At 41.7% G+C, this 17,307-nt stretch carries 16 protein-coding genes; 3 read left to right on the top strand and 13 right to left on the bottom strand.

The window, feature by feature from the left end; genetic code table 11:
* The first annotated feature begins 61 nt into the window (after nucleotides 1-61).
* Nucleotides 62-232, top strand: a complete 171-nt coding sequence (gene fdxA, locus ABE613_RS03220) for a 4Fe-4S ferredoxin (RefSeq protein WP_235232935.1) — start codon at nucleotides 62-64, stop codon at nucleotides 230-232.
* Between the two features lie 161 nt (nucleotides 233-393).
* Nucleotides 394-753 (top strand): hypothetical protein, encoded by a 360-nt coding sequence (locus ABE613_RS03215; protein WP_235232936.1) that lies wholly within the window; start codon nucleotides 394-396, stop codon nucleotides 751-753.
* Here the strand turns inward: ABE613_RS03215 and dnaB are convergent.
* From dnaB to ABE613_RS03170, 9 genes are all read right to left on the bottom strand, one after another.
* A complete protein-coding gene (dnaB, locus tag ABE613_RS03210) occupies nucleotides 736-2,076 on the bottom strand; it encodes a replicative DNA helicase (RefSeq protein ID WP_235232937.1) in 1,341 nt (446 codons plus the stop codon). The two genes, ABE613_RS03215 and dnaB, sit on opposite strands and share 18 nt — an antisense overlap.
* A gap of 12 nt (nucleotides 2,077-2,088) precedes the next feature.
* Nucleotides 2,089-2,538 (bottom strand): 50S ribosomal protein L9, encoded by a 450-nt coding sequence (rplI, locus tag ABE613_RS03205; RefSeq protein ID WP_347375681.1) that lies wholly within the window; start codon nucleotides 2,536-2,538, stop codon nucleotides 2,089-2,091.
* Between the two features lies 1 nt (nucleotide 2,539).
* Nucleotides 2,540-4,603, bottom strand: coding sequence for a DHH family phosphoesterase (locus ABE613_RS03200; RefSeq protein ID WP_347375680.1), 2,064 nt, complete (start codon nucleotides 4,601-4,603; stop codon nucleotides 2,540-2,542).
* A gap of 146 nt (nucleotides 4,604-4,749) precedes the next feature.
* Nucleotides 4,750-5,769 (bottom strand): UDP-glucose 4-epimerase GalE, encoded by a 1,020-nt coding sequence (galE, locus tag ABE613_RS03195; protein WP_235232940.1) that lies wholly within the window; start codon nucleotides 5,767-5,769, stop codon nucleotides 4,750-4,752.
* Between the two features lie 12 nt (nucleotides 5,770-5,781).
* Complete coding sequence (locus ABE613_RS03190; protein ID WP_347375679.1) at nucleotides 5,782-6,900, bottom strand: phosphotransferase enzyme family protein; 1,119 nt, start codon at nucleotides 6,898-6,900, stop codon at nucleotides 5,782-5,784.
* Nucleotides 6,900-7,826 (bottom strand): nucleotidyltransferase family protein, encoded by a 927-nt coding sequence (locus ABE613_RS03185; protein WP_347375678.1) that lies wholly within the window; start codon nucleotides 7,824-7,826, stop codon nucleotides 6,900-6,902. The genes ABE613_RS03190 and ABE613_RS03185 overlap by 1 nt, the downstream gene beginning before the upstream one ends.
* Before the next feature lie 50 nt (nucleotides 7,827-7,876).
* The gene (locus ABE613_RS03180) at nucleotides 7,877-8,761 is read right to left on the bottom strand and encodes a carbohydrate ABC transporter permease (RefSeq protein WP_235232943.1); all 885 of its coding nucleotides are present in this window, start codon (nucleotides 8,759-8,761) and stop codon (nucleotides 7,877-7,879) included.
* Nucleotides 8,762-8,776: 15 nt separating this feature from the next.
* Nucleotides 8,777-9,682: a carbohydrate ABC transporter permease gene (locus tag ABE613_RS03175; RefSeq protein ID WP_347375677.1), complete on the bottom strand. Its 906-nt coding sequence runs from the start codon at nucleotides 9,680-9,682 to the stop codon at nucleotides 8,777-8,779.
* Between the two features lie 104 nt (nucleotides 9,683-9,786).
* Nucleotides 9,787-11,094, bottom strand: coding sequence for an ABC transporter substrate-binding protein (locus ABE613_RS03170; RefSeq protein WP_347375676.1), 1,308 nt, complete (start codon nucleotides 11,092-11,094; stop codon nucleotides 9,787-9,789).
* Nucleotides 11,095-11,302: 208 nt separating this feature from the next.
* Between ABE613_RS03170 and ABE613_RS03165 the strand changes: the two genes are divergently transcribed.
* Entirely contained in the window at nucleotides 11,303-12,223 is a 921-nt protein-coding gene (locus tag ABE613_RS03165; protein ID WP_347375675.1) for an AraC family transcriptional regulator, read from the top strand.
* 134 nt (nucleotides 12,224-12,357) lie between these two features.
* Here ABE613_RS03165 and ABE613_RS03160 read toward each other — a convergent pair whose 3' ends face one another.
* The 4 genes from ABE613_RS03160 to ltrA all read right to left on the bottom strand — a co-directional run.
* A complete protein-coding gene (locus ABE613_RS03160; protein ID WP_347375674.1) occupies nucleotides 12,358-14,364 on the bottom strand; it encodes a glycoside hydrolase family 31 protein in 2,007 nt (668 codons plus the stop codon).
* Between the two features lie 25 nt (nucleotides 14,365-14,389).
* Nucleotides 14,390-15,238, bottom strand: a complete 849-nt coding sequence (locus ABE613_RS03155) for a carbohydrate ABC transporter permease (RefSeq protein WP_347375673.1) — start codon at nucleotides 15,236-15,238, stop codon at nucleotides 14,390-14,392.
* Nucleotides 15,238-16,134, bottom strand: coding sequence for a carbohydrate ABC transporter permease (locus ABE613_RS03150; protein ID WP_347375672.1), 897 nt, complete (start codon nucleotides 16,132-16,134; stop codon nucleotides 15,238-15,240). The genes ABE613_RS03155 and ABE613_RS03150 overlap by 1 nt, the downstream gene beginning before the upstream one ends.
* Nucleotides 16,135-16,266: 132 nt before the next feature.
* Nucleotides 16,267-17,307: group II intron reverse transcriptase/maturase (ltrA, locus tag ABE613_RS03145; protein ID WP_347375671.1), on the bottom strand; the 1,041-nt coding region annotated here is incomplete at its 5' end.

Below are 17,307 nucleotides of genomic sequence, written 5' to 3'. Positions count from 1 at the left end.
TGATATGGGTAGACTAAATTTGGATTTATGTCTATTTATATCAAAAAAGGAGGTACATATTATGGCACACGTAATTAGTGATGAATGTGTAAGCTGTGGATCTTGCGAAGCTCAGTGTCCAGTTGGAGCTATCGCTCAGGGAGCAGATCATTATGAAATCGATGCTGACGCTTGTGTTGATTGTGGCGCATGTGCAGCTCAATGTCCAGTTGGAGCTATTTCTGAAGGCTAATCACCGGATTCATATGAGAACAAGAATTCAAAAAGGCATTGCATGTTTTGATATATGCAATGTCTTTTTTTCATAGATGACAGCTTTTTACTTGTTTCGCAGATAATCCATGCTATGATATAGTCGCCCAGAAGGAGAATATGATAAGGGGGTATAAGCTTATGGGTAGTAACGCGTTAGAACAATTAAAAAGGGAGACGAAAGATGATGCCAAACTCTACGGCTGTATCAAAGAACTATATGAGCAGGGTGTTCCATTTTCTGAACTGAAAGCACTGATTCCAGACATCCGCCGCACAAGAGAGCAATTACAGATCAAGAGGATGCTTGAGAATAACAATGAAGTTCTTCTGTCTATGATCAGTAAGGAAATGTCTTTTCTTCTGGATGCCAAGGAACGCCAGGAAGAAGAAGAATTCAAAAAACTGGACCAGCTGATCCGCCAGCAACAATCCTTTCGGAAATCTGCGGCGGAAGCTGGTCCCGTAAAAAAACTCAGGAAATTATTCCTTCCTGCTTAAGTTCGCGAACTTCGTGTATTCGCCGAGCCAAGCCAGATTAACGGTCCCTATCGGGCCGTTTCTTTGTTTTGCGATAATAATCTCAGCCTGTTTCTTAAATTCGGAGTCTTTATTATAGTACTCATCACGATAAATGAACATTACCACGTCGGCATCCTGTTCGATCGCACCAGACTCACGTAAATCCGAAAGCATCGGTCGCTTATCCGGACGGCTCTCTACTGCACGGCTAAGCTGCGACAATGCAATTACCGGAACATTCAGCTCTCTCGCCAGTCCTTTTAATGAACGTGAGATCTCCGAGATCTCCTGTTGTCTGGACTCAGAACTCTTTCCAACACTTCCGGTCATCAACTGCAGATAGTCGATAATAACTACATCCAGCCCCTGTTCTAATTTGTATTTTCTACACTTAGAACGCAATTCAGATATAGAGATTCCAGGGGTATCATCAATAATCAGATGAGACTGTCCGATAATCCCGGCTCCTTCAATTAATTTCTCCCAATCAGAATCTTTCATATTACCGCTTCGGATTGCCTGCGCATCCACTTGCGATTCCAGCGAAAACAGTCGGTTCACCAACTGTTCTTTTGACATCTCCAAACTGAAGATTGCCACACTCTTATCTTTCTTAAATGCAATATACTGTGCAATATTCAAGACAAATGCAGTCTTACCCATAGATGGACGGGCCGCAACCAGAATCAGATCGGATGGCTGCAATCCTGACAGCTTATAATCCAGGTCGATAAATCCTGTCGGAATTCCAGTTACTGTTCCTTTCGTCTTCGAAGCCTTCTCAATTCGTTCCAGCGCATTCAGTACCACTTGCTTAATCGGCACAAAATCACTGGTATTTCGCTTTTGCAATAATTCGAACACGGATTTCTCCGTTTTTTCCAGCACTTCTTCCAGAGATTCCTTCCCCGCATAACAGATGTTCGCAATCTCTTCATTCAGCTTGATCAGCTTTCTCATCACAGACTTATCAGCCACAATCTGTGCATAGTATTTTACATTCGCAGAAGTAGGGACCGCTGTCACCAGATCTCTTACGAACTCCAGACTTGCAATCTCGGCCGGGACATCCTTTTCCTTCAACCTTTCCTGGAGCGTAATCAGATCTACGGGTTTTCCTTCATTAAACAATTCTACCATCGCATCAAAGATCACTCCGTATGCACTTTGGTAGAAATCATTTCCACTGATAATCTCTGACGCAGTCGTAATGGCATCCCGATCCATCAGCATCGCACCTACGACCGATTGTTCCGCTTCAACACTGTGGGGCATCACTCTTTTAATGAGAGCCTCTTCCATGCCTGCTTCCTCCTAAGCCTCTTCCGTTACGATTACTTTCAGATCCACAGTAACCTTCGGATGCAGTTTCACCGGCACTGTATGGGTACCCAAAGTCTTAATTGCATCTTTTAACTGTACTTTTTTCTTATCAACATCCAGTCCCATCTGAGCCTTCACCTCTGTTGCAATCTCTTTTGACGCAATAGAACCAAATGCCTTACCGCCTTCGCCAGTCTTGATAGACACTTCAATCTGACCAGCTTCAATCTTCTTGCCTAATTCTACGGCAGCTTCATACTGTTCCTGAGCAATCTTATCTTCATTTGCTTTCTTTAACTTCAGATCATTCAGATTCTTGCTGTTCGCCTCTACGCCTTTCTTTTTCTTCAAGATAAAGTTTCTTGCGTATCCATCGCTCACTTCAACAATCTCACCTTTTTTTCCAAGAGATTTTACGTCTTCTGTCAATATTACTTTCATTCTAGATATCTCCTCCTTCTATCATCTCATCAATCACCTGCGTCAGACAAGCAACCGCTTCATCCATATCTGTGTGATTGAACTGTGCGCCTGACGCATTCATATGGCCGCCTCCGCCGAGACGTTCCATGATTATCTGGACATTGACTTCATCAATGGAACGTGCACTGATATAAATTCTTCCATTGTATTCTGTCAGCACAAACGAAGCCTTAATCTCATTAATATCCAACAGTTCATTGGCCGCCTGTGCCCCAATGATCGTCGGACTCTCAATATGAAGATTCTCCCCTCTTGCGATTGCGAATTTTTCACGGTAAACCTTCGCACTGCTGATAATCTCAGCTTTCGCACGATAAGATTCCATATCATCCCGGAACATCTTACGAACCAATGTGATATCCGCACCACATCTTCTCAAGAATGCTGCCGCTTCAAATGTCCGGACACCTGTACGATTCACAAAATTATTGGTATCAATCATAATTCCAGCATAAAGGCTGCTGGCCTCAAGTTTTGGAATCTTAATATCATCCACAATATACTGCAATACTTCTGATACCATCTCACAGGCAGAAGAAGCATAAGGCTCAATATATGACAACAATGCATTATCAATATTATCGCTGCTCTGTCTGTGATGGTCAAGTACCACAATGGTCTTTGTCTTTTTCAGCAGTTCCTCACACTCTGTCATCTGAGGACGGTTCGTATCCACAACTACGACCATGGAATTCTCATCTGCCATATCAATCGCCTGTGAAGACTTCAAGAATAAATCATCCGGATAATTCGGATCTTTCTCATAGCTTTCATACAATGGACGTAATGATGCAGACACTTCGTTAATGACGATATACGCCTTCTTCTCTAAGGCTGCTGCCGCACGACAGATTCCCATAGCTGCCCCAAATGCATCCACATCCGTCAGCTTATGTCCCATTACAAAGATCTTATCCTTAACCGTCATAAATTCACGAAGCGCCTCTGCCTTCACTCTGGCTTTCACCCGTGTATTCTTGGATGTCTGCTCCCGCTTTCCTCCATAATAAGTAATACCATGGCAATCCTTGATGACCGCCTGATCACCGCCACGTGCAAGTGCCAGATCGATCGCTACACGCGCATAGTTGTAACTCTGTGAATAGGAATCCTTGCTAAGCCCCAGACCAATACTCAGCGTAGCCGGTATTCCATTTCCGATATTGACAGATTTGACATCTTCCAACAGCGAAAACTTATCTGCCTCAAGCTGCTTAAAATATTGCTTCTGAATCACGATAAAATACTTATCATTCTCCATCTTGCGAACGATTCCATTAACCTTCGCAATATACTGATTAATCTTCCTGTCTACCAATGCAATCAACAGAGACTGTCTGACTTCCTCCACGCTGTTAATGACCTCATCATAATTATCAATGTAGATCAGCCCGGCAATCAAACGCTGCTCTTCATTCGCCTTGATTGATGCATTAAGTTCCGTAACATCCTGCAGATATACTGCAATAAAATATTCTTTCTCCTCTGGCATCTGCAGCAATTGTTCGGTATCGCTGAATCCCTCCACAGACACCTTACGAAGTTCTGCTTTATACTCACGATCTCCGTAATAGACATCCATCTCCACTTTGTCGTTGACCTTTTTCGGGAAAATACTCTTATTCAGCTCCGGCATATAGCGGCTGATATACGCTTCACCTTTCAGCTTCTCTCCCAGCACTTTCTCAAACTGATCATTCATCCAGATTGCCTTTCCATCATCCAAAAGAATGGCATACGGCACAGCAAGCTCCTTCAAAAGTGTGTTCTGCACGATTCCATATTGAGCAGCAAATTCAACCAGATCCTTCATGATAATCGATTTGCTGTAAATATACAGGATTCCTACCATGATAATATAGATCAGGACAAAGGCGCACATCAATAACCCGACACGTCGATCGATCACTGCGACCCAGATATTCATGATCACCAAAAGAATCGCCATGATTGCAGGCCATTGAATATATAATTTCAACTGCCCCTTTAACTGAATTTTTTCTTTTTCTTTCTTTTCCAACATAACCATTTCCTCAATAATTACCAAGAACTCAACGTATGGAGACATTATACCACTTTCTTTTATAAAAAGGAAGACATTAGTTAGGGACAGGCTCTTTCCAGAACCTGTCCCCTATACACTTTTATCTTCTGTTTTCCTCAGTCTCCCTAACTGTTGTAACCATTTGGATTCTGTGACTGCCATCTCCAGGTGTCCTCGCACATCTCTTCCAGTCCGCGTTCTGCCTTCCATCCCAGAACTTTTGCCGCTTTATCTGGTGCCGCATAACACATGGCAATATCGCCTTCTCTTCTTGGTTTGATCTCATACGGTATCTCTTTTCCACAGGCCTTACCAAATGCCTTCACCATATCCAATACAGAGTATCCCGTTCCGGTTCCCAGGTTGATAATATCAAGCCCTGGATTCGTAAAGATATACTTGATTGCTTTGACATGGCCGATTGCAAGATCTACCACATGAATATAATCACGCACTCCGGTTCCGTCCGGTGTATCGTAATCATCTCCAAATACTCCTAATTTTTCCAGTTTTCCAACTGCGACCTGTGAGATATATGGCATCAGGTTATTCGGTATTCCCTTCGGATCTTCTCCGATTCGTCCACTCTTGTGTGCACCTACCGGGTTAAAATAGCGTAACAGGATGACATTCCACTCAGGATGTGCTTTCTGAAGATCCGTCATGATCTGTTCCATCATAGACTTTGTCCATCCATAAGGATTGGTACACTGTCCCTTTGGACATTCTTCTGTAATCGGAATCTGCTCTGGACTTCCATAGACCGTCGCAGATGAACTAAACACAATATTTTTAACACCGACTTTATCCATTACCTCCATCAAGGTCAAAGTTCCCGTAATATTATTATTGTAGTATTCCAACGGCTTTCTGACGGATTCCCCAACCGCTTTCAATGCCGCACAATGGATGACCGCATCCACCTTTTCTGTTTCGAACATCTCTTCCAGAGCTTTTGCATCCAGCACATCACCTTCATAAAAGCGGATTTCTTTTCCAGTCAGTTCTTCCACTCTTCTCAAAGATTCTCTGGAAGAATTGCAGAGATTATCGTAAACCACGACCTCATAGCCTTCGTTCAGAAGTTCCAGTGCCGTATGACTTCCAATATATCCCGCTCCGCCTGTAATCAATATCTTTGCCATCGCTTTTGCCTCCTAGCAGTTACTATATTTTTTTACAATTTCCTGCATGGTATCCCATTTCTGTTCCATATCTTCGACCAGCTTGAACTGTGTCCTGCATCGGTCAAGATTCTGTCCCTCGCGGTGAATCTTAAAATAATTATCCCCCTGAAGATAATCCGTAAGAAAACGCATTCCACACTCAAAGGTCATAGACTTTGCGCCCATCGGCATCAGTTCAATCTCTCTGGCAGTCAGTTTTTCCGCACAGCCTTCGATAAATCCCTTCGCATACAGATCAAACAACTCCATGCTGCAGGATACTTTATCCAGATCCCGCTCATCTTCTGCTGCGGTACTTGCTCCAAAACGGATAGAGTCCCCAAAATCATTCATTGCCAGCCCCGGCATAACTGTATCCAGGTCAATGACACAGATTCCTCTTCCCGTCTTATTGTCAATCATAATGTTATTCAATTTTGTATCGTTATGCGTAACTCGAAGCGGAAGCTCTCCTTTTTCCAGAAGATCCGTGAAATAATCCGCAATATTCTCCCGATCCAATACGAACTGAATCTCTTTTTGAACCTGCGATGCTCTTCCCATTACATCCTCTTCTACCGCTTTTTTGAACACTGCAAACCTGGCCTTGGTATTATGAAAACCTTTGATCGTCTCATGAAGTGTCTCAGCCGGATAGTCTGCCAAAAGTCTTTGAAAATTACCAAATGCTACAGCACTCTGATAAAAATGCTCTGGTTTTTCTACCTGGTCATAACTGGTAGCATCTGTAATAAATTTATAAGAGCGCCAGTAATCCCCTTGCGAATCCAGATAATATGGTTTTCCATCTACCGCCGGAATCACATTCAGTGTCTCACGCTCAGGATCCCCTCCATTTTCAATAATCTTCTTACGAAGATACGATGTGACTCCCATGATGTTTTCCATCAGTTCTACTGGATTCGAAAATACATCTTTATTCATTCTCTGAAGAATGACATTGATGCATCCCATCTCCGCTATCTCAAATTTCAGCAGAAATGTATCATTGATATGTCCACTTCCATAGGGGCCTTCTTCTATCAAAATTCCCTCAAATTGGAAATTCGCGATTGCTTCATCTTTTTGCTTTTGTGTCAACAAAGCCATTATGCTTCCTCCCACAGATGCTCTGGATAGAGACCATCTTCTTTCATCTTCTTAATTGCAGCAACAACGACCGGTTTATCCTCTTTATACGTAACGCCATACCATTTGTCTGCTGACTTCAGCACTGCTACCGTTGCCTGATCTGCTTCCAGCAGATTACTTACGACTGTCGGCAGAAAATATTCACATTTCATCGGATTAGTCTTCAGGCCTTCCTCCAGAAATGCCGGGAATCCATCTTTGATTTCTTTCAATATACTCTTAGTAAATCCCCACATATTCATAGATACTGTCGTATCCGCCGGCACTTCGGTCCATGTCTTCCCATCGTCTTCTGTATATGCAATGCCGCCTTCGCGCTTTTCGATTCTTGTTCTTTCGTGAATAGCGACCAGTTCTCCGTTCTCATTCATATCACAGACGCCGCGTGCAACATGCCCATTGTCAGTCACAGTATTGCCAAGCTGATATCCTACCATCGTATAACGATATTTGTCATCATCCTGATGAGTAGCCAGATAATCATAAATCAATCGGAATGCTTCCTGCCCATAATAATCGTCTGCATTGATTACTGCAAATGGTCCGTCAATCTGATCAATACAGCTAAGTACAGCGTGTGCAGTTCCCCACGGCTTCACACGTCCTTCCGGCACTTCATATCCTTCCGGGATATTCTGAAGTTCCTGGAATGCATAAGAAACTTCCATGTATTGTGACATACGGTCCCCCACCGCTTCTCTAAAGTCTGCTTCATTTTCCCTCTTAATAATGAAGATTACTTTCTCAAATCCTGCCTGTTTTGCATCATACATGGAAAAGTCCATGATAATATGTCCTTCTTCATCTACTGGGTCAATTTGCTTTAATCCGCCATAGCGGCTTCCCATTCCTGCCGCCATAATGACTAATACTGGTTTGTTCATCGTTATCCCTCCAAGTTCTATCATTTATTTGTGCTTCAACAATCAAACGCCTAACCTTTAATACCTCCGGTAACACCACCGATGATCTTTTCTGACAAGAAGATATATAAGATAAATGTCGGAAGGAATACTATGATAACTGCCGCAAACATACCTGCCCAGTTTCCTGTGTACTGCATAGACTGTAGCATTCCATACAGACCTACGGCTACCGGACGCAGCGCATCGTTATTTGCGAAGATCAATGACAAGAAGTATTCATTCCAGATATTAATAAAGTTGAAAATTGTCACGGTCACGATTCCAGACTGAGCCATCGGGAACATAATCTTCCAGAAAGTCTTTGCCGGAGGACATCCATCTATTGCCGCTGCCTCTTCATATGTGCGTGACAGATTGGCAAAGAATGTCAACAGGAAAATCGTAGTATACGGGATATTGATTCCGATATACAGGAAGATCAACGTCACCTTACTGGCAGCTACATTATTCAAAATTCCCAGGTTGGCTACTACACTAAACAGTGGCAATACGATCATGGTAATCGGGATTCCCATCGCAGATACAAAACTCGTCTGAATGATTTTATTTCCCAAAAACGTAAATCTTGCCAGTACATATGCTGCCGGCGCACAGATTAAAATCAAGAGCGCACAGGATACCAGGGAATATAACAACGAGTTCATAAAGAATGTTGCAACACCGCCAGAGCCCCACGCCTGCACATAATTTTCAAAATGCAGTCCTGTTGGGAACTTCAAAGCATTACCTGCAAATATATCAGATGTTGTAGACAAGCTTGCTGCCAGAATCCACCCCAAAAGCATAAACGTAAAGATGATCCACAAGATGATGATAATATATCCAGGAGCCAGCTTCAATTCTTTTTTCCAATTTATTTTATCTCTTACTTTTCTTTCTTTTGCTTTCGCCATAATTGCTCCTCCTTTCTAGAATTCCAGATCATCATCTTTGATCAGTTTATTACAGATTGTAAATATGATAACAACACATAAGCAAAGGATGATACCAATTGCCGCGCCATAGCCTGCGTTACGCTCAGTTACCGCATTTCCGGCTCCGAATGTGTGCATATACATGTACTGAACAGGAACGATGGTCGCTTTGTCTGCAGTAACCGTTGAGAACAACTGTGACCATACGAAGAATGCTGCTGAACTTACAGACCACATAGTAATATTTGTTTTAAATACTCCCTTTAAAAGCGGAACCGTCATATACCGAAACTGATGGATCTTATTTGCTCCGTCAATCGTTGCCGCTTCATACAGATCTGGACTGATTCTTTCAATTCCACTCATCCAGATCAACATATGATATCCAATCATACCAAAGCAATATGCGAACAGTAATGCCCAGAATTTATGATTAGTATCCAGCCATGGTGTATTAGCCAGTTTATGCAGGCCGATCGCATCCAGGAATGTTTTCAAAAGACCGAATTTAGAACTGTATACATATTGAATCCACATGGTTGCAAGTGCTACTGCACTGACAATGTTCGGAAGATAGATCACAGCTCGGAAGAACTTCTTTCCGTGGATTCCACTCGTTAGAATTACTGCGAAAAGCAATGATACTGCCAACACGAGTGCTCCTCCGATTGCCCAGATCTTAAAGATGTTAAACATTGCTGTTTTAAATATTGCTGTCGTGAACAGTTTTTGGTAATTCTGTAATCCTACAAACGTCCAATACTCTGTAGCATCCGTAACAGATTCAATCTTGTACAGACTCATCATAATCGTACGCATGATCGGATACAGAAATACAACGAGGAAGATGATGACTGCAGGTGCAAGAAAACCAACGATCATTTTCTTATTCTTCTTCATTGATTATGCCTCCTTTTTCTTTACAAAATATGGCGGCAGCGTTGTATACCGCCCTGCCGCCATATTCAAATCCCCGCCTGATCTGGCAAGGTAGTTACCAGATATTATTGACCAGCTGCCTCTTTCATAGCTTTTACAAATCCAGCTGCATCAATCTCTCCACCAGCAAGTTTCAGAGTATTCTCCTGAAGTACAGGTGTAAGGTCGTTGTTATTCTCAACACCAGCTGCCCAGTCATAGTATGTTGTTGTAGCATCAAAGCCACCTTTTACTTCTGCAAGCTCTGTCGGCCATGCATCACTGTTAGCCTTATCTGTTGGGATACACAGAGCTTCTTCTGTCATCTTCTTGTCGAAATCACCTGTTGTGATGTATGTAATCAGTTCAAATGCCTGATCAGCCATCTTAGAATCTTTGTTAATAGCGAATACCTGATTTGCAATGTTGTTAGCTGTATTGTCATCTGTTCCGCCTTCTACTGATGGATAGTTGAAGTATCCCCACTCAAGATCTTCTGCTACAGAAGCTTTTGCTTCGTTTGGAAGCCAGGAGCCGCAGATAACGATTGCAGCTTCACCAGGAGCAAATTCTTGATTCTGTCCTGCTGGGTATTTGTTTGTTGCGATATTCTCTGAGAAGTATCCTTTGTCTGCAAAATCAGCAAAGCTTTCTGCTGCTGCAAGAACTCTGTCATCATCCCATGTTACAGCTTCACCATTCACTTCTTCGCCCATAACCAGAGATTTTACTCCATCCTGTCCGATGTATCTTGCAAAATGATATCCGATGAAAGATGTCATATATGCATCATCAGCAGTGATTGGTGTGATACCAGCATCTTTTAATTTTGCACAAGCAGCATCCAGTTCTTCCCATGTTGTAGGTGCAGCTTCAATTCCAGCTTCGTTGAACAATGTCTTGTTGTAGAAGAAACCGAAGATTGATGGCTGATATGGGATAGAGTGTAAAGTATCATCTCCATCATGTGTCTGTCCATATGCGTTACGTGCGATTGCGAACAGTGTCTCATTGCCATGCTCTGCTTCGTAATCTGCTGCCAGATCTTCCAGATCTAATAAGTATTTTCCCCAAGAACCATTTACACGGTTAACATCCTCATCAAATACATCGATCTGCTGTTTTGCATCCAGTGCCGGCTGAAGTCCTTCACGCTGTCCGGTACGTCCCTTGAACTGAACATCAACTTCAACACCTGTGTCTTCTGTATACTTGGCAATTGCATCTTTGATAACTTTTGCCTGTGGTTCATCTTCGCTCCACATAGACCAGTATACAAGTTTGTCTCCACCTTTGCTGTCGCCGCTGTCACTATCTGATTTGCTTCCGCAGCCTACAGCCATTGTTGCTACCATTGCCACGCACAACAGTATGCTTACAATTTTCTTTTTCATACACTTTACCTCCTATAAAGTTTGTTTTTTGGCTTGTATGTATTGTATTACAATATTGCACAAATATCTTTATCCTATATTGTTCTTAATTTGCACTATCTGCATTTTTGTTTTGATTTTTCACAAAAAATGGGGTATTATATTGTTAAGAATACACAAAATCGTTGTTTTAGAATTAGCAAAATTGACAAAAAGGGGGAGAGGTCACTTGGGCTACAGAGGAACGGTTCTGAAAAACTCTATTACAATCAACAAGATATACAGTATTCACTATTTTGAGTACATGAGCGATTTTTCTTTTGAAGGAGAATCCCATAACTTCTGGGAATTCATCTGTGTTGACAAAGGTGAAGTCGGCGTAACTGCAGGCAAGACATTTACTATATTAAAGAAGGGAGATGTTGCTTTTCACCAGCCCAACGAATTCCACAATGTACAGGCAACCGGAACAATTGCGCCTAATCTTGTAGTCATCTCTTTCCAGTGCGATGATGAAGCCATGCGTTTCTTTAAAAAGCGGATTCTTCGAATCGACGAGATGGAACGCAATCTTCTTGCAGACATTATTATCGAAGCAAGACACTGTTTTGACTGCCGTCTGGATGACCCTTATCTTCAGAATATGCCACAAAAGGAACCGGAAATGTTCGGGGCAGAACAACTTATCTGTCTGTATCTGGAGTATTTCCTGATTCACCTGATCCGAAGGTATTCTAACCCGATTGTCCTTAGGAAGCGGCCGGCACGAATCGAGACTCCTAAGAGCACCAAGCAGAAGAGTGACACCGAGATTTTCAATCGTGTAGTTGATTATCTGGAGAATCACATCAACGCCCCGGTTACCATCGAACAGATATGCAAGGACAATCTTATCGGACGTTCCCAGCTCCAGAAGATCTTTAAAGAGCGCTGTAACCTCGGTATTATAGAATATTTTTCTCTCATGAAGGTCAATGCTGCCAAGGAAATGATCCGGACTAACCGGATGAACTTTACGCAGATCTCCGAGCAGCTTGGATATTCTTCGATACACTATTTTTCCAGACAATTCAAAAAAGTAACGGGAATGACACCTTCCGAATATGCTTCTTCAATCAAAGCGATGGCAGACGGAAGTTTTGAACCATAAAAATTTCATTGCATACGAAAGTAAAATCTCTTTTCCTGTAAGAGAAAAAAATAACCATTGTATAAAAAGAAACGAAATCCTCTAAATGACGATTTCGTTTCTTCTGTTATTTAATGATATAAAACTATGATTATTTATAACTCTAATATTTCTTTTACTTCAGAAGCTTTTTTCACAAATATCGGAATACTCTCAATCGGTGCAGAAACTTCAATCCAATTTTGTCCTGAATATTCTTTTCCCGTTTCATATTCCACCCAGACAGTATTCCCTGGCAGATATAATTTCCGTTTCTTTTGATTAGCATAGCATACTGGTGCCACCAAAATATCTGGGCCATAAAAATATGTATCCTCAATTTTCCAGCATTCTTTATCATCAGGATATTCATAAAACATCGTACGCATGACCGGCGAGCCTTTTTTATGAGCTTCTTTCATCAGTGTTCTTGTATAAGGACGAAGCGTTTCCCTCAATTCCATATATTTCTTACATATTTCATAGACTTTTTCCCCATAGCTCCACACTTCATTCGCCGCTCCGGAACAACAAGTTGCTCCTCCTGTGGTTCCAAACTGCGGCTGCCTAGGCTCTCGATCACCATGCAAGCGCATAACCGGGCAGAACGCTCCCCACTGAAACCATCGAACAAATAACTCTCTAAATGCCGGATCATTAGGATCTCCTCCATGAAATCCACCTATATCCGTCGTCCACCACGGAATTCCTGCTAGCCCCATATTCAGACCGGCAGCCAATTGATTTCTCATACTTTCAAAACTGGAAGCAATATCACCGGACCAGACAAGTGCACCATATTTCTGACTGCCTGCCCACGCACATCTTAACAGATTTACAATGTTCTTTTGCCCCTGTGCCTCCATTCCTTCGTAAAATGTTTTCGCATAATCAACAGGATAAATATTACCGATTTCCAGATCTGTCCCACGATAATAGCGATAATTATCGAAATCATATGCCGTATACTCTGGTTCTGCCTCATCCAGCCAGAACAGCTTAATTCCTTTGTCATAATAGTTCTGTTTGGCCTTTTCCCACACATACTTTCTTGCAGCTGGATTAGTTGCATCATAGTGAATCGTCGCACCCTCAAAATCCAATCCTGTGCGATACCCCCGCTCCGTACGAATCAGATAACCTTTTTCCAACATTTCGTCAAAATTCTCAGATGTTCGATCCACTGTCGGCCATATCGAAACCATTAGCTCGATTCCCATTTCTTTTAATTCCTGTAACATTGCGTCCGGATCCGGCCAATATACAGGATCAAATTTCCATTCTCCTTGCTTCGGCCAGTGGAAAAAGTCGATTACAATCACATCAATCGGGAGACCACGTTTCTTATATTCCCTTGCTACCTCAAGGAGCTCTTCCTGCGTCTGGTATCTAAGCTTACATTGCCAAAATCCAAGACCATATTCCGGCATCATTGGCACCGTTCCTGCCACACCAGCATAAGCTTCCTCAATCTCCGCCGGCGTATCTCCTACAGTAATCCAGTAATCCAGTGTTTTTGATGCATAAGCTTCAAAGCTCATAATATTTTTCCCAAGCACTGCTCTTCCTACTCCAGGATTATTCCATAAAAGTCCATATCCTGCGGAAGAAACTAAAAAAGGAACACTCGCCTGCGAATTTCTATGAGCAAGTTCCAGATCCATACCCTTTAAGTCCAGATATGGTTGCTGATATTGTCCCATACCATACAATTTTTCATCTTTATCAACAGACTCCCATCGCATGGTCACATGATAATCACCACCAATATTCGGTTGGAACTCTCTGGCTTCTACCTCAATCGCACTACATTTTTTATCAGTCACATCCCGACGATTTCTCCAGTATTCTTCAAGTAACAGTTTCCCCTTCTGGTTGTAAACTGTAATTTTTCCACCATTTGTAATAAACAATTCCGCTTTTCCATTACGAACTCTTACACCATTTTCCAGTCTGTCAGTTTCCACCGGTACTTTTGACAACGGATTTAGTGCCCAATCTTCTTCGGGCATCTGCGCATTCTTTGTTGCTCGAATACGCAGACCATTCTTTCCCCATCCTTCAATCCATAATTCTTCCGCATCATAATGATAAATAATCTTTTGCTCTTCTATTCTAAGCATATGTTACTTCCTTTCTCCAAGAGGATTATCCTTTTACTGCTCCACTTGTCATACCACCGACAATATATTTCTGTAAGAAGATAAATATCAATAATACTGGAATAATTGTAACTACCGCAAAGGCTGTCAGATAACTCCACTTGGTTCCATATTGTCCCATAAAATTAAAAATCCCTGCCGTAATTGGACGATTCTGCTGATCAATAATAAATGTCATACCATAAGCCAAATCTCCCCACGCATATAAGAATGAGAAAATAGCACATACCATGACTCCCGGTTTCGCAATTGGTAGCAGAATCCGGATAAATGCAGTAAATTTATTGCACCCATCAATATAAGCGGCTTCTTCCATATCTTTTGGTATTGCAGCAAAATAATTTTTCAGAATCAGAATAGAAAAAGGAATTCCGATTGTTGCATCCGCCAGCATAGCCGCTCCCCATGTATTATACAGATGCATATTCTTAAACATAATAAATAACGGTGTTAAAAGCACTGATACTGGAAGCATCTGCGTAACTAAAAATGAAAGCAGCATTACTTTTCTTCCTTTGAATTTGTACTTGGCAATTCCGTAGGATGCCGGAACCGCAAGAACTACCGCGATTACCATTGCCCCCAGTGAAATAATCAGGCTGTTTCCAAAGGATTTAAACATATTGAAATCCCCTGTTTCAACCTGTGCCGCATAAGACTTCGTGTTTATAACGTGCGGAAAGAATGTCGGAGGATTCTGAAAAATCTCCATTTCCGTTTTCAAAGAAGTAATAAATGCCCAATATAACGGAAACAGCAAAATGCACGCAATAATCAATGCAATGATACAAAAAACAATATTTTTCTTTTTACTCAATCTTTTTTCTTCATCCATTATGCATCCTCCTCATTTGTTGCTCTCAGATAAAATACACCAACAATCATCAGAATAACCAACAATACATTGGCTACCGCCGAGCCCTTACTATACTGGAACATATCAAACGATAATTTATATGAGTATGTTGACAGCATATGTGTAGAATTTACAGGCCCTCCGCTTGTCATAACATAAACCAGGTCATACACTTTAAAAGTGTAAATGAATCCAAGGATCAATACAGACTCTATTGTCGGACGAAGAAGTGGGAGCGTAATCTTGAAAAACGCCTGTACCCCTGTTGCACCATCAATGGACGCACTCTCATAAAGATCTTTTGGAATCGTGGTAAGTCCCGTAGATATTAAAATCATATTAAATGGAATCCCTATCCATATATTCGCACAAATCAATGCAAACATAGCTGTCTTTGAATTCGTAAGCCATTCAACATTTGTAGAGATCAAATGCAGACTTTTTAGAATATAATTCAAAACACCAACATCTGTTGCAAACAGCAGCTTGAAAATCAATGCTGTTACAGTAATCGGAATCATCCACGGAACCAACAGAATTCCTCTTAACGGCTTTGCAATCACAAATCTCTTGTTAAAAAATATTGCCAGTGCAAAACCGATCAAAAATTGAACCACAAGACAGCAAACTGTAAATATGAGTGTATTTAAAAGGGATTTCCGAAACACTTCATCCTGAAATATCTCAAGATAATTTGTCAAACCAACAAAATTTTTTTCTCCCTGCACCAGATTAAATGCCGTAACATCCTGAAAACTCAGAATAATATTTCGCAGAATTGGATACCCCACGAAAATCAGCATATACACAAATGCCGGAAGAACAAACAAAACACCTATGTTATCATATTGAAAAAACTTCTTTATTTTCCGCAAAATTATTCGCGCCTCCTTTGGACAAAACGATGAATCAGACTTACATATTCTAAATTTTGAAATCGAGTAGGAGGGAGTGATTAACTCCCGTCCTCTCACACCACCGTGCGTACCGTTCGGTACACGGCGGTTTCAATAGTTGACGTGCACGGACTGATAGGCTGTGGCTAAATCATAAAAGCCACCGTTTATCAGTCTTTCTTTTGACATGGCTCGTTTTACCGTTGTGAGGTTGGCGCACAACCAATGTCCTTTTCGGCTATTAGCCGCCATACATGCGTAGTATTCTGGTATACCCATCTTAATCAGATTTCTCTTCTTTGTTTTGGGTAGTTTCCACTGTTTCCATATGCACATACGTATTCTGTGATAGAGCCATCCGTTGATGTCATCTATGTTATTCTTCATGCTCGCTATCCCATAGTAGTTAAGCCATCCTCTTGCATAAACCTTGATTTTCTCAAGGCTAGGCTTGATTGACTGTACAGACTTACGGGAAGATAACTCTTTCAGCCTAGACTTAAACTTCTTCCATGACTTTGGATGAACTCTGACATAAATGCCACTTCCGTTCCTTCCCAACGCAAAGCCAAGGAATTTAAAATTTCGGATTGCAAACACGCTGACAATTCGGCTTTTCTCTCTGTTAACTGTTAATTTCAGCTTCTCTTCAAGATATCTCGTACTGCTTTCCAAAAGTCTCTCCGAAGCTCGTTTGCTCTTTGCAAGGAGCACAATGTCGTCCGCATATCTGATGCATGGAACTCCTCTCTTCAAGAACTCTTGGTCAAACTCATTGAGGTAGATGTTCGCAAGCAGTGGTGACAGATTCCCTCCCTGTGGAGAGCCTTCCTCTGTTTCCATGACCACCCCATTTTCCATTACCCCACTTTTCAGATAACGTTTAATGAGCTGTACTACACGTTCATCCTTCACGTTCTTCCGAAGGAGATTGATAAGGATTTCGTGATTCAGTGTATCAAAGTATTTCGATAAATCCAATACTACTGCAAATGTGTAGCCTTGCTCTGCATACTCCTTCACTTTAAGAATTGCATCTTTTGCACTTCTGTTTGGACGATAGCCGAAGCTATCATCTGCAAACAGCGGTTCATAGATTGGCACTAACATTTGGGTTATTGCCTGTTGAAGGGTTCGGTCTATCACTGTTGG

The organism is Dorea chungnamensis, from assembly GCF_039832125.1.
Taxonomy (GTDB): Bacteria; Bacillota; Clostridia; order Lachnospirales; family Lachnospiraceae; genus JAFBIX01.
The sequence above is the reverse complement of the archived record's forward strand: the minus strand, read 5'-3'. Positions and strand labels throughout refer to the sequence as shown.